This window comes from Streptomyces sp. 1114.5 (genome assembly GCF_003635085.1).
GTDB lineage: Bacteria > Actinomycetota > Actinomycetes > Streptomycetales > Streptomycetaceae > Kitasatospora.
In genome coordinates this window covers 5,026,053-5,042,220 of record NZ_RBXE01000001.1, presented here as the reverse complement: position 1 = coordinate 5,042,220, position 16,168 = coordinate 5,026,053, and the positions used below count along the sequence as shown (strand labels likewise).

The following is a 16,168-nucleotide window of genomic DNA, read 5'->3' as shown; positions in this document are numbered from 1 at the left end:
CCCCGCACCCGCCCGTACCGTCCCGGAGGTGGCTCACATGACCGCCGCAGACCAGCTCTACGCCCGGCTCCCGGCCGTCATCCGGGCCAGGGACGCCGAGGTCGGCGAGCCGCTGCGGGCCCTGCTGGCCGTCATCGGCGAGCAGGCCGACGCGCTCGCCGCCGACATCGCGCGCGGCTACGAGGACCACTTCATCGAGACCTGCCAGGACCAGTACGTCCCGTACCTGGCCCGACTGGTCGGCACCGTCCCGCTGTACGACGCCTCGACCGCGCAGGACGACGCCACCGCCCTGGTCGAGTTCGACGACCTGCGCGGCCCGCGCCTGCTCCCCTCCGCCGGGGCGAGCGCCCGCGCCGACGTGGCCCGGACCATCGCCGTACGGCGGCGCAAGGGGACCGTCTCGGCGCTCGCCGACGTCGCCCAGCACGCCTGCGGGTTCCCGGTGCGGCTGGTCGAGGGCCTCGCCCGGACGGCCTGGACCCAGCACCTGCGGCACACCCGGCCCGACCTCACCACCACCCGGCTGCCGACCCGGCTGGACAGCGCACTGGCCGGCACGCCCTTCGACCGCACCACCCGGCTGGTCGACGTGCGCCACCCGGACGGCCCGGTCGGCTGGTACCACCCGGCGCACGTGACCGTCGCCGTCCACCGCGAGCGCGCCGCCGCACTCCAGCGGGTGCCGGCCCGCGAGGCCGACCAGCCGTGGCGCTACCGGCTGGACCCGCTCGGCCTCGACCGCCCGCTGTTCACCCGGGGGAACCGCACCGCCGACCTGCCGCCCGGCCTCGAAGCCGCCGCCGTCCCGGCTCCGCTGCGCCCCGCCCTGTTCGAGGCCGACCTGCTCGCCCACCCCGACACCTCGGCGGCGGGCGGCCCGCTGCCCTCGCCCACCACGCTGTACGGCCCGGTCGGCGACCAGGCGAACGCCCCGGCGGCGAGCCTCGGCGTCTGGTTCGACGACCGCTTCGTCACTCCCACCGCCGACCCGGCCGACCTCGGGCAGGTCCACGCCACCGTGCTCAGCCGCCGGCTCGACCCGTGGCCGGCGGCCCGGCCGGACGGCGCGGTGCTCGCCGTCGACGTGCGCAACGGTCGGGTGGCGGTGGGCTCCGCCCTCCCGCTGCCCGCCGTGCTGCGCGGCTCCTTCTTCCACGGCGCGGCCGGGCTGGTCGGCGGCGGAGACTACGACCGCTCCGGCTGGCTCGCCGCCGGCGAACCCGACCAGCTGCTCACCGTCGCCGCCCATGACGCCGACCACACCACGCTGACCGACGCGCTGGCCGCCTGGGCCGCCGGCCCCGCCCGCCACACCGTCATCCAGGTCCTGGACAGCGAGGACTACGCGCTGCCCGCCGGAATCACCGTCACCGGGCGCAGCCTGGTCATCGAGGCGGCCGACCTGCAGCGGCCGGTGCTGCGCCCCGCGCCCGCCGACGGCACCCTCACCGTTCGCGGCGACGGCACGCTGACGCTGTCCGGGGTGGCGCTGGACGGCCGGATCGCCACCGGGCCGGCCCTCGCCCGGCTGCGGCTGCTGCACTGCACGCTGCTGCCCGGCGGTCCGCGCGACCAGACCGGCGCACCGGTCGCGGACGGGCCGAGCATCACGGTGGCCGGGCCCTCCCCCACGCTCCGGATCCAGCTCGCCTTCTGCCTGCTCGGGCCCGTCCTGCTGGACGCCCCGGCCGACGAGGTGCTGCTGCTGGACTCGGTGGTCGCCGCCGGCCCGGCCACCGGCACGGCCGGGGCCACCGAGGCCGTCGCGGGCGCCGGCGCGCCCGGGACCGGGCTGCGGGCCGAGCGGTCCACCTTCCTGGGCACCGTCGCCGCCCGGACGGTCGACGCGAGCGAATGCCTGTTCACCGCCCGGCTGGTGGCCGCCCGCACGCAGCAGGGCTGTCTGCGGTACAGCTACCTGCCGCCGGACGACCCGGCCCGCCCGGCCGAGGCCAGCCGCACGCCCCGCCGCTTCGCCTGCCAGCCCGACCTCGCCGTCGCCCGGGTGCTGGCCGCCGACCCCCAGGCCACCGGCGCCGCCCGCGCCGCCCTGGTGGACGCCGAGCAGCGCCGGGTGCGCCCGGTGCTGGTCTCCCGCCACTACGACGACCCGGGCTTCGCGGAGTTGGACCCGCGCTGTCCGGCGGAGATCGCCGCCGGCGCGGAGGACGGCAGCGAGATGGGCGCCTACTGCCACGTCAAGGAGCCCCAGCGGCTGGACAACCTGCGGCGGCGGCTGGACGAGTACCTGCCGGCGGGCATCACCGCCGGCATCACCGTCATCGTCTGACCGCCGCCGTCCTCCGGGAGCCCCGACGCATGTCGGGGAGCCCGCCCCGCGCCCGGCGCGTCCTCCGCGCGCGCCGGGCAACCGATGCAGCGATCTCGAAGGAGCCGTACATGCCGGGCGACTACACCCGCCTCAGCTTCGACCCAGCCGCGGACTACAGCCGGCCCCGGGCCGAACAGGGCCGGATGCTGCGGGACGCCTACCTCAACGAGCTGGCGGACGGCCTGGACCACCGCCTGCGGGCGCTCGCCCTGGACGTCCTCGGCCCGTGCACCGCGCCGCTCGACCTCGACACCGGCGGCGCCCCTGAGGCGACCGGGTTCCGGATCGAGGCCACCGCCGACGGCAAGTCCTTCACCATCGGCCTCGGCCGCCTCTACCTGCACGGCCTGGCTCTCGACAACCACGGCGAGGTCGGCCCGCAGGAGGGGCCGGGCCCGCACGTCGAGCCGGGGCTGCAGGACCTACGGGCCGCGGCACCCGTCCGGTACGCCGACCAGCCGTACCTGCCCAACCCGCCGGACCTGACGCCCGGCCGTCACCTGGTGTACGTCGAGGCCTGGGAGCGCGAGGTCACCGCGGTCGAACGGCCCGAGCTGATCGATCCCGCCATCGGCGTGGAGACCGACGCCCGGATGCAGACCGTCTGGCAGGTGAAGGTACTGCCGAAGGACGCCGACGACGTCGACTGCGGCACGGAGGACCCCGACATCCCGGGCTGGGTGGCGGCCACCGCGCCCTCGGCCGGCCGGCTCTCCACCAAGGGCGTGGCCGTCCCCGCCTCCACCGACCCGTGCAGCGTGCCGCCGGACGCCGACTACCTGGGCTGGGAGAACCGGCTCTACCGGGTCGAGGTGCACAACGACGGCATGCTCGCCCAGGCCGGCTTCAAGTGGGCCCGCGACAACGCGAGCGTGGCCGCCGCCGTGACCGACGTGGACGACACCCGCACGGTACTGACCGTCTCCCGGACGGGGCGCGACGACGTCCAGCGGATCCGGGAAGGCGCCTGGGTGGAGGTGCTGGACGACGACCGGGAGCTGTCCGGTACCCCCGGCTTCCTCGCCCGGGTGGTGACCGTCGACCGGCTCGACGACCCCACCCAGCAGGTGACGCTCTCGGCCGCGCTGCCGGCCGACCTCGACCCGGCCGACCACGGTCGGCGGACCAGGCTGCGGCAGTGGGACCACAGCGGCCCGCTCGTCGGCGCCGACGGAACCATTCCGGTCTCCGCCGCCACCGGCGGACTCGTACTGGAGGACGGCGTCCGGATCACCTTCTCCGACGCCCCGGCCGGCGGCACGCTGCGCACCGGCGACCACTGGACCTTCACCGCCCGCTCGGCCGACGGCCGGGTCGAGGAGCTGACGCAGGCACCCCCGCAGGGCCCGCACCGCTTCTACGGCCGGCTCGCCGTGATCGACCTCCCGAACGAGGTCACGGACTGCCGGGGCGTCTGGCCGCCGGCCTGCGCGGAGTGCGGGGACTGCACGGTCTGCGTGACCCCCGAGTCGCACGCCGACGGCACCCTGACCGTGCAACAGGCCGTCGACCGGGTGCGCAGGACCGGCGGGCGGGTCTGCCTGGCGGTGGGCCAGTACGAGCTCGACGAACCGGTGGTCCTGAACGGGGCCCAGTCGGTGACCCTCTCCGGGCACGGCTGGCTGACGGTGCTCCGGCACCGGGGAAGCGGGCCGGCGCTGGTGCTGCAGCGATGTCGCGGGGTGACGGTCAGCGATCTGGCGATCCTGGGCGATCCGGTCGAGCGTCCGACCGAGGGGGGCGGTGAGGGCGATGGGGGCGATGGGGGCGGTGGCGAGTTCCCCGCGATCGGCATCGCGGTGGCGGGCTCGGCCGGTGTCGACCTGCTCCGGTGCGCCATCGCCCGGACCAGCCTGCTGAGCAACGACGGGCCGCAGCTCCTGCAAGCCCTGATCACCGGACGGAACGTGTCCGACCGGGACGTGTCCCACCGGGGCGGGACCGAGGGCGGAGGGACGGGGCAGGGCGACGTCCAGGAGACCGCGATCGCGCTGTCCGGCCTGGTCGTGGGCCTCGCCGTACGCGACTGCGCACTGCTCGCCGATCTCGGCATCACGGCGGTCATCCGGCCGCGGGAGCGCGCCGCTGACGGCCCGCAGCCGCTCGGCGGAGGGGCGTTCCTGATGCTGGCCGGCTTCGAACTCACCGACTCACTGGTCTACGGGGTGGACGGCGGCCTGTTGCTGGACGAGCGCGTGCAGCTCTCCCTCGGCGCCACCCTGCGCGACAACCTGATCGTCGGCGACGGCGGCGCCGGCGTGATCTGGCAGGCCGAATCCCTGAACGCCGCCCTGACCATCCGGGACTGCCGGATCGACGGCGGCGGCGCCGGGATCGAACTCGCCGCGCCCACCAGCGAAATCCGCGACTGCGTGATCACCGCCCGTCCGGTCGGCGACCTCACCACGGGCGGGGGCCGCGACGTGCAGCAGCCCCCGCTCCGGCTGGACGGCACCGGGATCGCCCTCACCGCCCCCCGCCTGGCCGGGGTCCTGTCCGCGGTGTCGGTCACCGGCTGCACCCTGTCCACGGTGGGGCCCGCGATCGCCATGCAACTCGCGCAGCAGGACGTCGTGATCGCCGACAACCGGCTGGACGGCGGCACCGGGGGTGTCGTCATGCGGCCCGGGTCGAGCGGTTCACGGGTGGTCGTCCGCGGCAACGAGGTCACCCGGACCGAGCGGCCCGACTTCCCCTTCGAGCCGGGCCAGCCGATGGTCGGCGTCCTCCTGACCGGCGTGACCGACGGCGAGGTGCGCGGCAACCGCATCCACGACCTCTTCCCCGCGACCACCGAGCCGACCACGCTGATGGTCGTCGGCGTCTTCCCCCAGCAGTGCCGCTCCGTCACCGTGACGGACAACATCCTCGACGTGCGGCTCCCGGAAGGGGCGACGGCCCTACTCGTCGCCGGAGTGGTCGCCGTGACCAGCTCCGGCCGAGTCGAGGTGCTGGACAACGTCATCACCAGCGGCGGACGGCCCGACCGCAGCGCCGTCGGCCTCCTCGCCGTGCTGCTCTTCCTCGGCCGCGACCACATCGACACCACCCGCTTCCCGGCACCGGCCTCCCGGGAAACGCTCGACCCGGCAGGCGACGCCGCGACCTTGCTGGCCCGCCTCGGCGGCACCGGCTGGTACGCCGAGCTGAAGCACGGCCTGGCCTGGGTGACCCCCGCCCGGGTCTTCGCCCCGGACGCCTCCGTCCTGCCCGCCGCGACCATCCGGGGAAACCGGATCGAGGCGGACGGGGACTCCGTCGCCGTCCGGAGCGTCCTGGCCGGGCCACTGCTGGTCAACGACAACCTGATCCGCCGCACCGACCAGCACCCGGGTGACGCGAACCAGCGGGCCCTGCTGGACGGCTCCGCGGACAGCACGGTCGTCTCGGCGAACCACCTGGAGACGAGCGCCCTCACCGCCGTCCGGCTGGACGTCCCGGCCAACCGCGTGGCCGTCACCGGGAACGTCGTCAAGGGCGCGTTCCTGGTCGGCGGCCAGGCCCTGCAGCCGCCCTGGGCCGCGATCAACGTCGCGCTGTAGTGGCGCTCCCCGCGCGCACTCCCACGCGCACACTCCCCCCCGCAACGGAAGGACGGAAGGGCACCATGCACGACAGCACCACCGCACACCTCCGGCAGCTGTTCCGGCAGGAAGCCGACCGGATCGACGAGACCCTGGCGCGGCGCGTCGCGGAGCTGGAGGAACAGCTGGAACTCGCCCGGGAGATCGCCGCCGGTGCCAAGCGCGGGCCGCGGAAGGCGATCGCCGGACAGGCCCGGGACGCGGCCGCGGCGGCGCTGCGCGACGTCACGCGGCTCGCCGCGGACCGGCGGGAGGCATTGGCCCTGGCGGCCGAGGAGTTGGCCGCGCTGCTGCACCCGGAGGGGACCGGCGGGAGGCCGTCCGGGCCGTCCACAGCCGGGTGAGCTGCGCGTCCACCGGGGAACGGCGGGCCACCTCGTACGGGTCACCGCTCCTCGACGCGCGGCGGCGAGCGTTGACAGCGCGTCGGCCGACCGACAAGGTCGGCAGCGTCCGTCCGTGGGGAGCAACAGATGACGCCTGACCAGTCCGGGGCGTGCCTCCGGCCGCCCGGAGCCGACCTCCGACTGCTCGGTTGCTGGCAGCTCGCCCTGGGCGGTCGGACCGTCGAGCTGCCGCCCACCGCCCGCCGGATCCTCACCCTGCTGGCCCTGCGGGGACCGGTCGCCCGGGCGGCGGTCTCCTGCACGCTCTGGCCCGAGGCCGACGAGGGCGCGGCGGCCGGCCGGCTGCGCACCGCGCTGTGGCGGCTCTCCGCCGGTCAGCGGCTGGTCGAGACGCGCGGCGAGGTGCTGGCGCTCGCCGCGGCCGTCCGGGTGGACGTCCGGCGGATGGTCGCGGCCGCCCAGGCGCTGCGTGACGGCGGCGGGGCCGGGGTCGGGGCCGGGGCTGCGGTCGGGGCCGGCGTCGGGGCCGGGGAGCCGCCGGTGGAGCTGTTCACCCAGGACCTGCTGCCGAACTGGTACGAGGACTGGCTGGTGGTGGAACGGGAACGGGTCCGGCAGATCCGGCTGCACGCCCTGGAGGCCCTGTCCGCGCGGATGAGCCGCCAGAAGCGCTACGTGGAGGCGGTCGACGCCGCCCTGGTCGCCGTCCTGGCCGAGCCGCTGCGGGAGAGCTCGCACCGGGCGGTGATCCGGGCGCACCTGGCCGAGGGCAACGTGGCCGAGGCCGTCCGGCAGTACGAGACCTGCCGGGTGGCCCTGCGGGAGCAGCTGGGGGTCGAGCCCAGCGCCGAACTGGCCGGGCTGATGCCGTTGCGCACCCGCACCCTGCCCGCCCGGCGGAGTCCGACCCCGGCGCACTGACGCTCCTCGCGGGCGGTGGGTGGCCCGGGCCCGGGACCGGCCGTGGCCCTCCCGCCGGTCGGTGGGAGGGCCAGGGCGGTGACCCCGTCAGCGGGAGGCCGGGCGGGGCGTCGGACGGGAAGCCGGGCGGGAGGTCAGCGGTGTTGGAGGGACTTGACGTTGTCGCCGAAGGTCCAGCCCTTCGAGCCGTCCCAGTTGATCGACCAGGTCATCAGCCCCTTCAGCGAGCCGCCGAAGGCGTTCCACGACTGGCCGACCAGGCCCGGATCCAGGTAGCCGCCGCCGGCGCCGGGCTGGGCCGGCAGTCCGGGGACCTGCTTGTCGTAGGGCACCTTGACGGTGGTGCCCTGGATGGTCAGGCCGTTGTTGAGGCAGGTGGTCTGCGCGGTGAAGCCCTGGACGGTGCCGGCCTGGTAGGAGTCGCCGGAGCAGCCGTACATGCTGCCGTTGTAGTACTGCATGTTCAGCCACCACAGCTGCCCGTTGTCGGCGTACTTCTTGATGATCGGCAGGTAGGCGCCCCAGATCGACCCGTAGGTGACGCTGCCACCGGTCACGTACGCGGTCTCGGGGGCCATCGTCAGGCCGAAGCCCGCGGGCATCTGGGCCAGCACGCCGTCGATGATGCGGATCAGGTTGGCCTGGGAGGCGGACAGCGTGCCGATGCTGCCGCTTCCGGACAGGCCGGTCTCGATGTCGATGTCGATCCCGTCGAAGTTGTACTTCTTGAGGATCGGGACGACGGTCGCCACGAAGCGGTCGGCGACGGCGCTGGAGCTCAGGTCGATGCCCGCGGCGGCACCGCCGATCGACATCAGGACCGTGGCCCCGGCCGCCTTGGCCTGGCACATCTCGGCGGGGGTCGAGACCTTGACGTTGGCGTCCATGCCGTCCTGCCACTGGACGGTGCCGTCCGAGAGGATCACCGGGAAGGCGGCGTTGATGACGTTGTAGCCGTGCGCGGCGATCCGACTGTCCGTGATCGGTACCCAGCCCATGCCGGGGTGGACGCCGTTCGCGGCGCCGTCCCAGTTCTCCCAGTAGCCCTGCAGGACCTTGCCCGCGGGCTTGGGCTTGGTGGGGCAGGTGTCACCGGTCGGCGGGGTGGTGGGGGGTGTCGTGGGCGGGGTGGTGGGTGGGGTGGTGGGTGGGGTGGTGGGTGGGGTGGTGGGTGGGGTGGTCGGCGGGGTCGGCGTGGGGCTGCTGCCGCCGGGGCCGCTGAGCGAGACGTCGTCCGCGTAGTAGGTGGGCTGCCCGTACCAGCCGTGCAGGTAGACGGTCACCGAGGTGGTGTTCGGCCCGGTGGTGAAGCCGACGCTGAGTTGGCCGTACGACGGGCTGTTCGGCGTCCAGGTGGACGGCGTGCCGGTGATGCCGGTGCCCGTGGCGCCGAGGTAGACGTAGCTGCCCTGGACGTAGGCGCTCAGCGTGTACTGCGCGTTGGGCTGGACGCTGACGGTCTGGGTGCACTGGGCGGTGTCCGAGCCGGTCGGCGTGGCCTTGAGCGCGGAGGCGCCTGAGTGGACCGGACTGCCGACGGCCGTGCCGGAGCCGCCGGTACAGGCCCAGTCGGAGAGTCCGTTCTCGAAACCGGGGTTTGCCACCAGGTTGGTGGTGGCGGCCCCGGCGGTGACGGAGCCGACCACGGCGATGCCGGCGCCGATGACGGCGGCGGCGCTCACGGCGGCGAGGGTGCGCCTCAGGACGGTCGGCCCGGGCTCGGCTCGGCGGGACTCGCCCGGCGGGCGTGGGGTGTGTGACCTCCGACGGACCATGCTGTGCTCCCTTCCCGCCGGGCGTCATGGACATGACCGACGCGTGGGGGCGTGACGCCCGGCTCTGGGTGAGGTGGGGGGACATGTGGGGCTGTGCCGGACGGGATCGTAGGAGGGGTGGGCAGGCCCGTCAATAGGTCTGGACCAATTCGGTCCGGGGCCAAGTCCCGCTCCGCGCGTCGTCACCCGCCACCGTGCGTCGTCACACGAACCACACCCGACCCGCGCAGAAGCCTCGCGCCGACCGGGTGTCGCGAAGCGGTCCGGTGTGCGTACGCTCGCATCCAATCCGATCCGGCCCGGCATCCGGGCGGCGTGGCAGTCTCCGCCGGGATCCCGGTCATGCCGCACCTACGGAAAAGATCCGATGAGTTACTGCACCCCGTGTCGACGCCATCTCAACGGCGCGCTCTCCTGCCCCGGCTGCGGCCGGGCTGCCGGACCCGCTCCCGGGGAGACGGCGGACCCTCTCCCCGTACCAGCGGACGAGGCCCCGTCCCCCGAGTCTGCACCGCCCCGCCGGACGTCGGGGCGCTCGGCAGGGCGCTCGGCCCGGCGGCAGGGTGGCCGCGGCAAGGTCCTGGCGGCGTCGGCGGCCGGGCTGGTGGTCTGCGGGCTGGCCACCGTCCTGCTGGCCGGCGGCAGTTCGGACGGTGCGGTGGAGCCGGCCTCCGCGGACACCGGGCCACCCTCCCAGAGCGCCGCGGCCGCTCCCGGCGCCCCGACCGCACCGGCACCGGCCACCACCGCGGCCACCGCCACGGCTCGCCCGCAGCCGTCGGCCACCACCACCCGCCCCAAGCCGTCCGGCGGCACCGCCTCGGCCACGGCGTCCGTCCCGGTCCCGCCGACGCCTCGTCCGGCGGACCCGCCCGCGAAGCCCTCCCCGAGTCCGACCGGCCCGAACCCGCAGCCCTCCACCACCCGGCCGCCGACCACCCCGGTGGTCACTCCGACCTGTGACCGCTTCCTGTTCTGGTGCACCTGAGCGGCGCCGGCGAGGGGAGCAGCCCGTTCCGGCTCGGGCGCCGTCAGGCACGCGGGGTGAGGGCGGCGTGGACGGCGAGGAGGGTCAGGTAGCGGCGGTGGACGTCCTCGCGGTCCGACGGTTCGGTGATCGACTCGCGGCTGAGGCGTTCGATCATCTCGGCCTGGGCGAGGAGCACCTGACGCTGCTGCTCGGTCTTCGTCTCCGACATGATCTCCGCGAGGGCGTCGAGCTGGCGGATCAGGATGGCCGGCATGCCGGGGGCGGCCTGGCGGATCTTCTCGAAGGCGCGCTGGACCAGCCGTTCGTAGCTCACGGGAGCGGTCATCACCCGGATGTGTCCGCTCTCGTCCCGGTGGACCGGGTCGGGGTACCAGCGGGCGGCGATCCGGCACAGGCCCTCGCCGAGCCAGTCGACGCAGGTCAGGGCGGTGAAGGTGTCGTTCACGGCGGTGGACAGCGCCCGGATCGCGATCTCCACCAGCTGATCGACGGCGAAGGCGATGTCCTGGGCGAGCGTCCGGGTCGAGCCGGTGACGTGGGCGCGGGCGAACCGCCGGGCCACCTCGGACGCCGCCTCGGCGGGCCAGACCGTGGCGAGCTGGTGCCCCTGCACCAGGAAGTGCCCGGGCCGGTGGTCCAGCCGGATGACGGCGTCGAGGTCCGCCGCCATCCGGACCAGCGTGCGGTGCCGGACGAACTGCAGGTAGCCGCTGGCCGGCGCCGGAACGGCCGCGCCGGCGGTGTCGAGCCGGGCGTGCAGTTCGGCCGCCGACGGCCCGGTGGTGACCTCGTCGGCCCGGGCCGGTTCGCCCGCACCCGCCTCGATCGCCGCGGAGAGCTCCGCCGCGATGCTGGCGATGACCCTGGGCAGCTGGATGGAGGTGGCGATGTGGTGGATGAAGTAGATCAGGACGGCCAGGTCGGCCATCACCAGCACCATGCAGACCGTGATGGACAGGTGCGGGACGAGGTCGCCGTGCGAGCCCGGGCCGATGACGACCAGTGACAGGATCGCGAACACGAAGGTGCCGACGAAGGTGCCCAGGGTCAGCTGGGTGGTGCGGTCCCGGATGAAGGTGCGCAGCATGCGCGGGCCGAACTGGGTGGAGGCCAGGGTCAGGGTCACGATCATGATCGAGAACACCACGCCCACGACGGTGATCAGCGCCGCCGCGATGGCGGCGAGCGTCTGCCGGGCGGCGTCGGCGGTGCCGCTGATGACCCAGGACGGCAGGGTGACGTCCCCGCGGTAGGCGGCGCGGTCCAGGGACCAGGTGGCCACGAACAGCAGCGCGGCGAGCACGACCTCCAGGATCGGTACGACCCACAGGTTGGTCCGCAGCGCCTCGCGGCGCCACTGCGCCTCCAGGTGGACCCCACGGATCACGTCGCCCGCCTCCCGTCCCTGCGGGCCGCGGCGACCCTGCGGCCCGGCCCCGACCCGGGGCATTTCCACCCTAAGCACTCGGGCGCGCGGAGCCGAGTCGAGCGGCCGGACCGGCGCCACCAGGGCCGGGCCGGCCGGACCGGTCGACGGAACCGGTGGACGGAACCGGTCGACGGGTCAGACGGTCGACGGAACCGGTCGACGGGTCAGACGGTCGGCTTCCGCGGGGAGGCGGGCGCGCCGGCGACCAGGGCCGTGATCTCCTCGGCGAGGTGCGGGCCGAGCTCGCCCCAGCCCTCCTTGTAGCCGTAGACACCGGCCAGGGTGCGGGCCTCGTAGTCGCCGTTCATGATCTCGACGTCGTCGGCCGTGATGAGGGCCGGGTGGGCGACGCCGACGGCCGACGAGACCTTCATCAGCTCCCTGCGCAGGGTGCGCAGGTAGACGGCGGCCCTGGTCGCCTTCGAGATCGGGTCGAGGCCGTGGGCCAGCCACGGGTTCTGGGTCGCGATGCCGGTGGGGCACTTGTCGGTGTGGCACTTCTGGGCCTGGATGCAGCCGATCGACAGCATCGCCTCGCGGGCCACGTTGATCATGTCGACGCCCAGGGCGAAGGCGACCGCGGCGTTCTCGGGCAGGCCGAGCTTGCCGGAGCCGATGAAGGTCAGCTCGTCGGTCAGCCCCAGCTCGGCGAAGGTGCCGTAGACCCGGGAGAAGCCCATCCGGAACGGCAGCGACACCGAGTCGGCGAACATCCGCGGCGCCGCCCCGGTGCCGCCCTCGCCGCCGTCGATCGTCACGAAGTCGACGCCGCGGTCACCACGCGCCATGAGCGCGGCCAGCTCCTGCCAGAAGCCCATCTCCCCCACCGCGCTCTTGACCCCGACCGGCAGACCGGTCTCGGTGGCGAGCAGTTCGACGAAGTCGAGCATCGAGTCGACGTCGCCGAACGCGGTGTGCCGCGACGGGGAGGCGCAGTCCTTGCCGACGGGGATGCCACGGATCCCGGCGATCTCCGGGGTCACCTTCGCGCCCGGAAGCATCCCGCCCAGCCCGGGCTTGGCGCCCTGGGAGAGCTTGATCTCTATCGCCCTGACGGGTGCGCCGGCGACCACCTCCTTGAGCTTGTCGAGGTTGAAGCTGCCGTCCTCGTTGCGGCAGCCGAAGTACGCCGTGCCGAGCTGGAGGACGAGGTCACCGCCGTTGCGGTGGTGCGGCGAGAGGCCGCCCTCACCGGTGTTGTGCATCGCGCCCGCCAGCGCCGCGCCCTTGTTGAGCGCCGTGATGGCCGCGCCGGAGAGCGAGCCGAAGCTCATCGCCGAGATGTTCACCACGCTCGCCGGCCGGAAGGCCTTGGCCCGCCCGCGCGGGCCGCCCAGCACCTTGGCCGAGGGCAGCGGGGCCTGCGGGTCATGGGTGTCGGGCAGCGCGCCGGCGAAGGTGCGCTGCTTGACGTAGGCGTGCCCCTGTACGTGCTCGACGTCGACCTCGGTGCCGAACCCGAAGTAGTTGTTCTCCTCCTTCGCCGAGGCGTAGATCCAGCTGCGCTGGTCGCGGCTGAAGGGGCGCTCCTCCTCGTTGGAGGTCACGATGTACTGCCGCAGCTCCGGGCCGATCGTCTCCAGCAGGTACCGGGCGTGCCCGAGCACCGGGAAGTTCCGGAGCAGCGCGTGCCTCTTCTGGATGAGGTCGCGGGCAGCCAGGACCGCCACCGCTGTCGCGGCGGCCGCACCGATCTTCCGGGCTCGCATGGACGTTCCTCCTCGATGCACGACTCGACGAATGCTGAATGATCGTAGGAGGTCACCCGAACGGGGCTTCGGGCAGGGGGCGGGCCGGACGCGGGCCGGACGCGGCAAGGGCTGACGGCCGCCCGGACACGACCGACGGGCCGCCCGGAGGAGGCGGCCCGTCGGTCTGCGCGGTGTCGGTCGCGCGGTGTCGGTCTGCGCGGTGTCGGTCACGGGGCCAGGTCGGCCGGGCTCCGCCAGCTCACCGGACGGGCCCCGTCCGGCGGGCGGTCCACGACCTCCTGTCCGAAGATCCGGTTGATCGAACTGCCCCCGCTCCGCGCGATGTCGGCGCCGTACACGTGCAGCGAGACCGCACGTCCGGTGCCGCCGTTCGACACCCGGTGGATGTCCTCGTCGGGCGGCACCAGGAGCTGCACCCGGCCGGGAGAGCAGGTGGTGCGGGCGGACGGCACCAGCACCTTGCGGCCGGACCGGGGCAGCCGCCACAGCCGGTACGCCTCGTCCACCTCGACGCCCTCCACCACCCCCGACACGCACCAGGCGACGTGGTCGTGGATCGGGGTGGACTGCCCGGGCAGCCAGGTCAGGGCCACCACGGAGTGCGTCCGTCCGGCGTGCAGCAGCCGCTGTGCGTAGCCGTCGGTGTCACCGGTGCACAGGTCGTCGGGAACGATCAGCCCGGCGCGCAGGTACTTGCGCAGGGTGTCGGCGGTGAGCTGGGCGGTCAGCACGTCCGCGGCGGCGTAGCGCGTCAGGTCGGACAGGAACTCGTCGAGGTTGGAGCGCGGTTGCACGCTCTACCGCCCCACACCGGTGAGCGCGCGGACTTCGAGCTCCTTGAAGGTGAGTCCGTCCGTCTCCTCGTCGCGACGGCGGCGCCCGCCGGCCAGCGAACCGAGGACCGCGGCCGCGAACCCGATCGGGATCGAGATGACGCCCGGGTTCTGCAGCGGGACCGGGGCGGTGGTGGTGCAGGAGATCAGCGCCGTGGCGTTGCCGACCTGCTTGCTGGACGCCTCCACCCCGCAGTCCTTCGCCTGGCCGGCCGTCAACTTCACGGCGTGGACCGTGCCACTCGCGCCGCCCCAGCAGATCGGGGAGAGCAGCACCAGGCCGATCGAGCTGATCAGGCCCGCGTAGATGCCGCACTTGGCGCCGAAGGTGGTGAAGCGCTTCCAGAACAGGGTCAGCAGGATCGCCGGCAGGTTGGCCGAGGCCGCGATGGCGAAGGCCAGGGCCACCAGGAACGCCACGTTGAGGTCCCTGGCGAAGATCGACAGGGCGACCGCGACCGCGCCGATGACGACGGCGGCGATCTTCGCCGTGACCAGCTCCTGCCGCTCGGTGGCCTTGCCCTTGCGGATCACGCTGGCGTACAGGTCGTGGGCGAAGGAGGACGAGGAGGTCAGGGTGAGCCCGGCGACCACCGCGAGGATGGTGGCGAAGGCAACGGCCGCGATGAAGGCGAGCATCAGGGAGCCGCCGGTGGTGCCCGCGCCGCCGCCGAGGTGCTGGGCCAGCAGGGTGGCGGCGGTGTTGCCGGACGGGTCCTTCTCCTTGATCGTCGCCGTGCCGACCAGCGCGGCCGCGCCGAAGCCGAGCACCAGGGTCATCAGGTAGAAGACCCCGATGATGCCGATCGCCCAGTTCACCGACTTGCGCGCGTCGCGGCCGGTCGGGACGGTGTAGAAGCGGACCAGCACGTGCGGAAGGGCCGCGGTGCCCAGCACCAGGGCGGTGCCGAGGCTGACCAGGTCGAGCTTCGACCAGCCGTCGGTCGCCCCGTACTTCAGGCCGGGCTGGAGGAAGGCGTCGCCCTTCTTGGAGGCCGTGGCGGCGTCCCCGAGCAGGTGGCTGAGGTCGAACCCGTACTTCGCCAGCACCCAGAAGGTCATCACGGCCGCGCCGGCGATCAGCAGCACCGCCTTGACGATCTGCACCCAGGTGGTGCCCTTCATCCCGCCGACCACGACGTAGACGATCATCAGGGCACCGACCCCGACGATGGTCCAGATCTGCGCGGAGGCGCCCTTGACGTCGAGCAGCTGCCCCACGATCGTCGCCGCGCCGACCATCTGCGCGATCAGGTAGAAGATCGAGACCACGATGGTCGACACACCCGCCGCTGTGCGCATCGGCCCGCTGCGCAGCCGCGCGGCCAGCACGTCGGCCATGGTGAACCGGCCGGTGTTGCGCAGCAGTTCGGCGACCATCAGCAGCGCGACCAGCCACGCGACCAGGAACCCGATCGAGTAGAGGAAGCCGTCGTAGCCGTTGAGCGCGATGATCCCGGCGATGCCGAGGAAGGAGGCCGCGGACAGGTAGTCGCCCGAGATGGCGATCCCGTTCTGCAGCGCGGAGAACTGGCCGCCGCCGGTGTAGAAGCCGCCGGTACCGCGGGTGCTGCGCCGGGCCCAGAGGGTGATGACGAGGGTCACCGCCACCAGGGCGACGAACAGGCCGATGGTCAGGCCCTTGTTCGAGGCCGACTGGGCAGTGGACACGGTGAGTTGATGATGTGTCAGGTGGTGTGTCATGCCTGCTTCTCCGTCAGTTCCTGCAGTTCCTGGTCGCCGACGCGGCCGGCCGGGACGCGCGGACGGGACTGCGCCACGCTCCGCAGGGCCGCGGCCAGCGGGTCCAAGCGCCGTGCGGCGAACCGGCCGTAGGCCAGGGCGATGCCGAAGGTCGAGACGAACTGCAACAGTCCGAAGACCAGGGCCACGTTGATGCTCCCGACGACCTTGGTCGCCATGAAGCCGCGGGCGTAGGCCGAGCAGAGGACGTACGCCAGGAACCAGAGCAGGAACGCCGCCGTCACCGGGAACACGAACCTGCGGTAGGCGGCGCGCAACTCGGTGAAACGCGGATCGTCGCCGATCCAGGGTGTGTCACCGCGCGAGGAAGCGGCCGGGTCGATCATGGGAATCCTTCTGAGCAGTGCGGAACTTGCCGATGGCCCGACCGTAGAAGCCGCTGGTAGACAACCGATCAACGTGGCGCCACGGGGGCGGAGCGGTCGCTGCTCCGAGTGGAGCTCACGGGTGGTGGAGCGCGCCCGGTGCGCCCAGGCT

At 73.7% G+C, this 16,168-nt stretch carries 11 protein-coding genes; 5 read left to right on the top strand and 6 right to left on the bottom strand.

Annotated features, from left to right (window positions below; all coding sequences use genetic code 11):
- Nucleotides 1-37 precede the first annotated feature (37 nt).
- The 4 genes from BX285_RS39285 (at nucleotide 38) to BX285_RS22315 (ending at nucleotide 7,187) form a co-directional block, all read left to right on the top strand.
- Nucleotides 38-2,293 carry a hypothetical protein gene (locus tag BX285_RS39285; RefSeq protein WP_121176778.1) on the top strand — a complete coding sequence of 752 codons (2,256 nt, stop codon included), beginning with the start codon at nucleotides 38-40 and terminating at the stop codon, nucleotides 2,291-2,293.
- Nucleotides 2,294-2,403: 110 nt separating this feature from the next.
- Nucleotides 2,404-5,877, top strand: a complete 3,474-nt coding sequence (locus tag BX285_RS22325) for a DUF6519 domain-containing protein (protein WP_121176775.1) — start codon at nucleotides 2,404-2,406, stop codon at nucleotides 5,875-5,877.
- A 65-nt stretch (nucleotides 5,878-5,942) separates the two neighbouring features.
- On the top strand, nucleotides 5,943-6,263 hold the full coding sequence (locus tag BX285_RS22320) for a hypothetical protein (protein WP_097239606.1): 321 nt from the start codon (nucleotides 5,943-5,945) through the stop codon (nucleotides 6,261-6,263).
- A 129-nt stretch (nucleotides 6,264-6,392) separates the two neighbouring features.
- Nucleotides 6,393-7,187, top strand: a complete 795-nt coding sequence (locus BX285_RS22315) for a BTAD domain-containing putative transcriptional regulator (RefSeq protein WP_097239605.1) — start codon at nucleotides 6,393-6,395, stop codon at nucleotides 7,185-7,187.
- 134 nt (nucleotides 7,188-7,321) lie between these two features.
- On the opposite strand, the gene BX285_RS39525 is transcribed toward BX285_RS22315, so the two are convergent.
- Nucleotides 7,322-8,869 carry a carbohydrate binding domain-containing protein gene (locus tag BX285_RS39525; RefSeq protein WP_259470639.1) on the bottom strand — a complete coding sequence of 516 codons (1,548 nt, stop codon included), beginning with the start codon at nucleotides 8,867-8,869 and terminating at the stop codon, nucleotides 7,322-7,324.
- 460 nt (nucleotides 8,870-9,329) lie between these two features.
- Here BX285_RS39525 and BX285_RS22305 point away from each other — a divergent pair, with 460 nt between their 5' ends.
- Nucleotides 9,330-9,950: a hypothetical protein gene (locus BX285_RS22305; RefSeq protein WP_121176770.1), complete on the top strand. Its 621-nt coding sequence runs from the start codon at nucleotides 9,330-9,332 to the stop codon at nucleotides 9,948-9,950.
- A gap of 43 nt (nucleotides 9,951-9,993) precedes the next feature.
- Here BX285_RS22305 and BX285_RS22300 read toward each other — a convergent pair whose 3' ends face one another.
- The 5 genes from BX285_RS22300 to BX285_RS22280 all read right to left on the bottom strand — a co-directional run bounded on the left by BX285_RS22300 (nucleotide 9,994) and on the right by BX285_RS22280 (nucleotide 16,017).
- On the bottom strand, nucleotides 9,994-11,340 hold the full coding sequence (locus tag BX285_RS22300) for a DUF2254 domain-containing protein (protein WP_220783930.1): 1,347 nt from the start codon (nucleotides 11,338-11,340) through the stop codon (nucleotides 9,994-9,996).
- 206 nt (nucleotides 11,341-11,546) lie between these two features.
- On the bottom strand, nucleotides 11,547-13,091 hold the full coding sequence (locus BX285_RS22295) for an FMN-binding glutamate synthase family protein (RefSeq protein ID WP_097239603.1): 1,545 nt from the start codon (nucleotides 13,089-13,091) through the stop codon (nucleotides 11,547-11,549).
- A gap of 209 nt (nucleotides 13,092-13,300) precedes the next feature.
- Nucleotides 13,301-13,888 (bottom strand): cysteine dioxygenase family protein, encoded by a 588-nt coding sequence (locus tag BX285_RS22290; protein WP_121176767.1) that lies wholly within the window; start codon nucleotides 13,886-13,888, stop codon nucleotides 13,301-13,303.
- Between the two features lie 3 nt (nucleotides 13,889-13,891).
- Nucleotides 13,892-15,631: a cation acetate symporter gene (locus tag BX285_RS22285; RefSeq protein WP_121176765.1), complete on the bottom strand. Its 1,740-nt coding sequence runs from the start codon at nucleotides 15,629-15,631 to the stop codon at nucleotides 13,892-13,894.
- Nucleotides 15,628-16,017 (bottom strand): DUF485 domain-containing protein, encoded by a 390-nt coding sequence (locus tag BX285_RS22280; RefSeq protein ID WP_121176763.1) that lies wholly within the window; start codon nucleotides 16,015-16,017, stop codon nucleotides 15,628-15,630. Before BX285_RS22280 ends, BX285_RS22285 begins: the two co-directional genes overlap by 4 nt.
- Nucleotides 16,018-16,168: the final 151 nt, after the last annotated feature.